Below are 4,020 nucleotides of genomic sequence, written 5' to 3' on the forward strand. Positions count from 1 at the left end.
TAAATGGATATAATTAGACCCATGTTGATTTCAGGTACCGCTTTCTTGCGGTTGCGCACCAACCGCTAAGGCGGTTTCCTACCCCGTAGGTTAAAAACCGCTCCGGTCCTTTAGCCGGGCGGCTATTTGTCATGCCCGGCTCCCTTTCAAATCCAAGGAGCACACCTGATGTCTGCATACGGACACGGCCGTCACGAGCATGGCCAAAATTTTCTCACCAACCACAAGATCATCAACTCCATCATCGACCTTGTGAAACAAACCTCCGGCCCCATCATTGAGATCGGACCAGGAAGCGGTGCCCTCACTCACCCGATGGCCCACTTGGGGAGGGCGATAACGGCAGTTGAAGTGGACGCAAAACTAGCTGCCAAAATCACACAAGAAACCTCCTCGGCGGCGGTCGAAGTGGTCCATGATGATTTCCTTAACTTCCGGTTACCCGCCACTCCCTGCGTCATTGTGGGAAACATTCCCTTTCACCTCACCACTGCCATTCTTCGAAAGTTGCTGCATGCGCCAGCATGGACTGACGCTGTACTCCTCATGCAGTGGGAAGTCGCTCGCCGCCGGGCCGGGGTAGGCGCAAGCACGATGATGACGGCTCAGTGGTCCCCATGGTTCACATTTCACCTGGGTTCTCGGGTACCAAGGACTGCTTTCCGGCCACAGCCAAACGTTGACGGGGGGATCTTAGTGATCCGCCGGGTGGGTGACCCGAAGATTCCGATAGAGCAGCGCAAAGCCTTTCAGGCGATGGTGCACACCGTTTTCACTGCCCGGGGACGCGGGATAGGGGAAATTCTCCGAAGGGCAGGGTTGTTTTCATCACGTTCAGAAACACAATCATGGTTGCGCTCGCGAGGAATCGACCCCGCGACCCTACCTCCCAGATTGCACACCAACGACTGGATCGATCTCTTCCAGGTGACTGGTTCCTCTCTACCTCACCATCGACCCATTTCACCATCGGGAAGTAGTCAACGACCTCCTCAACGGAAAAACCGAAGCCGGCGGCGTTAATCCCCACCAAAACCGAAATCCACCAGTAGTACTAAAAGGGCTCTTCCGGTTTTAGAGTGCATTGATTAGTTCGCCGGGGGTTCGGGCGTGGCACAAGATATTGGGGTCCTTGGCTTTGTAGGAAAAAGGTATCTAATCCATCCGTACAAAACTAAGGACCTACTGTGCAGCCTAACGGAAATGTCATCGTCGATACCATCTGCCGCACCGCAAAACTAGGAACTACTATCACCGGTGCCACAGAAAACGGTGACGTCACTGTTATTGAAGCCGAACCCGTCGAGCCGATCAATGAATGCCCTACCTGCGGGCAGCCTGGAGTATTCCGCGACCACGTCATCCGCAGCCTGGTCGATCTGCCCATCGTCGGCCACCCAACAACTTCATGTGCGCCTTCCACGCTACCGGTGCACCAACAAGCGTTGCTTGCAGAAGATCTTCCGTGCTGGCCTTGCCTGCGCGCCCGACAATTCAAAGACCACGGACCAGGTGACCCACTGGATCCTGCAACGACTCTGCCTAAATCGGATGAGCGTTGCCGCTGCACCCAAGTCATTAGGCCTGGGGTGGGATATGAAGTGTCCCAGGTTTTGTTCCGTTTGATGAAACCCGTTTTTGAAACAACGTACGGAGCACAACGCACGCCGATGCCAAAGCTTCCGCAACATCGACTACCTCATCAAACCCACGACAGTGGGATTCACACCCTCAATCCCCACGCGTGCAATCTTGCTTTGGACATAAAAAAGCTCCCAGGCATCCCCGGGAGCTTGTCTCGGGCATCCCCGAGACGTCGGAATAACCGAAAGGAATCAGTTAAACACTCGACACGATTGATCGTAGAAAACGTAGCCGAAAAAAGCAACAAACTCCCACGTGAGACGTAAAATCAAAGCTCCCAATTAAACATATGCCAAGACATATGTTTAAGCATATGGCTTAACATATGGCAGAACATATGCTAATATGAAACCCACAGCTCAAAGGACACTTTGAGAACACAACACTCGACACCTAAAAGGAGCAGCCATGCCCGTAATTTCCTGCCTCAACGCCAAAGGCGGAACCGGAAAAACCACCAGCGCAATCAACCTCGCCGCCGTCGCCGCCTACCGTGGATACACCGTCCACGTCCTCGACGCCGACGCCGAACAAGGCACCGCCTCCGAATGGATCGAATACGCCAACGACGCCTTCGAAGAAAACCCCAACGCCCCCCACGTTGACGTCGAAGTCGAAGCCGTCAACCGAGGAATCCTCGCGCGCAAGGTAAAAAAATACAGCGACGACCTTGTCATCATCGACGGCCCACCCAGCAATCACAGCATGTCTGAACTCATCATCGAAAACTCAGACTTCGTCGTCATTCCCACCACCGGCACCCACACGGATATGGCACAAACCTGGAAAATCATCGACGTCATTCCAGAAGGCAAACACTACGCCGTACTGCCCACCATCTGGGACAAGCGCAAAAGCACTGCCGACCGCGCCCGGAAAGTCCTTGAAGACGAAGGAATCCCAGTCATTTGGCCCGGCGTAGAATCCCGCGCCTACTTCGACCGCCAATTCGGACACTGGCCCCGCAACAGCGCCAAAGAACTACACGGCTATCCCGCAATCTTTGACAAAATCATCGCCCAAATCACCAACTAACCACACCTTAAAAAGGAGCAACCATGAACGACACCCCAGGACTGGCACGCCCGAAAAAGAAGCAAACCGACGCCCAAGGAAAACCCACCCTCACCAAAGACACCGGACTTAATACCACCAAGGTCACAAAGGCCACCAAGAAAGAAAAGCCCCACCGCACCACCGTCAACCTGCCCTACTCCATCTACAAAGAACTACGCAGAAACTGGGCAGAAACCAGCACCCCTATCTACCGCCAACTTCTAGAAGCCTGGGAACTAATCACCGACCACGGCGCGGACTACCAGCCCGCAGACGCGACCTACAACACCGACGAGCTCACCCGCACCACCACCGTCTACATCCCCAAAGACACCCTGAAGGCCATGCAAAAAATCCGCAGCAAGTATGGAGCCTCCATCGCCGACCAGCTCATCTCCTCCTGGGCTCAACAAACCGGCTGGGAAGGATAACCACCCGCGACACCAAGGAGCCACCATGTCCCACGAGACTCCCCACATCGCCGACCACGCAGACAACGACCCGCGCGAAGACCCCGAAGCGCTACTTATCGCAGCCCTGCTCTGGAACCGCGACACCACCCAAGCGGTAAACCTGACACAAACACTCACCCCCGCCGACTTCTACTCCACCGACTACGCCGCAATCTTTGCCACCATCAGCCAACAACTCAAAAGCGGCAGACCCTACGACCCCGCCAGCGTGCGCACAGCCCTACACGCCGAAGGCGACCAATCCGGCATACTCACCGATAACATCGACGGACTTATCACCATGCTCACCAACCTAGAGCACATACCGCCGAAAATAACCGACTACGCCGAAGCCGTAGCCTCCAACTCGTATCGCCGCCAATACCGCCACATGGTCGAACGCCTTAACCGCCAGGCGCACACCGCACCAGAAAAAGACCTCTACCCACTGCTAGTAAAAGAAGGTAAAAAACAACGCCGCATTAAAGACCGCTACTACCGCAATCACAAAGACACCCCGCAAGAGCGCCACTAAACCACACCCACCCCACGGTGGCCTTCGCTCCAATTTCCTCGCTTCGCTGCGGGAATTTCCACGACCTTCAATCATGGCCTGACCACCCCACCGCGCACCCGAGCGCAACTCCCGTGGAAAACAACCCCCAACACCACCGTGAAAGACCAGCCACACAGCCACACGCCGCAACCAGTGTCCGTTTCGGCAGATACGCTTTCATCTCCGCCTTCGGCAGCTTAACCCGCCTGTGGCTACGGTCAAGAACTTTCGCGGCATAAACCGCTCCCGCGCGCCCCGAATGAACTGCTCCCCATTAGTTGGACTGAGAAATCAGTTGCCAACAACTAGTGG

General features: G+C 55.3%; 5 protein-coding genes and 1 pseudogene. All 6 read left to right on the forward strand.

All coding sequences use genetic code 11. From position 1 onward, the window contains the following. Positions 1-21: 21 nt before the first annotated feature. The 6 genes and pseudogenes from L8V22_RS11730 (at position 22) to L8V22_RS11485 (ending at position 3,687) form a co-directional block, all read left to right on the forward strand. Positions 22-69: an erythromycin resistance leader peptide gene (locus tag L8V22_RS11730; RefSeq protein WP_011116968.1), complete on the forward strand. Its 48-nt coding sequence runs from the start codon at positions 22-24 to the stop codon at positions 67-69. Between the two features lie 99 nt (positions 70-168). Further along, positions 169-1,023, forward strand: a complete 855-nt coding sequence (gene erm / locus L8V22_RS11465; protein WP_005390949.1) for a 23S ribosomal RNA methyltransferase Erm — start codon at positions 169-171, stop codon at positions 1,021-1,023. 164 nt (positions 1,024-1,187) lie between these two features. After that, a pseudogene (locus tag L8V22_RS11470) lies at positions 1,188-1,605 on the forward strand (transposase family protein); the annotation flags it as partial. Positions 1,606-2,052: 447 nt separating this feature from the next. Next, complete coding sequence (locus L8V22_RS11475; RefSeq protein WP_011116990.1) at positions 2,053-2,679, forward strand: ParA family protein; 627 nt, start codon at positions 2,053-2,055, stop codon at positions 2,677-2,679. Positions 2,680-2,702: 23 nt separating this feature from the next. Then, positions 2,703-3,131, forward strand: a complete 429-nt coding sequence (locus tag L8V22_RS11480; RefSeq protein WP_011116989.1) for a hypothetical protein — start codon at positions 2,703-2,705, stop codon at positions 3,129-3,131. Between the two features lie 25 nt (positions 3,132-3,156). Continuing rightward, a complete protein-coding gene (locus tag L8V22_RS11485) occupies positions 3,157-3,687 on the forward strand; it encodes a DnaB-like helicase N-terminal domain-containing protein (RefSeq protein ID WP_269966555.1) in 531 nt (176 codons plus the stop codon). The last annotated feature ends 333 nt before the right edge of the window (positions 3,688-4,020 follow it).

Source organism: Corynebacterium yonathiae (genome assembly GCF_027570195.1).
Taxonomy (GTDB): Bacteria; Actinomycetota; Actinomycetes; order Mycobacteriales; family Mycobacteriaceae; genus Corynebacterium; species Corynebacterium yonathiae.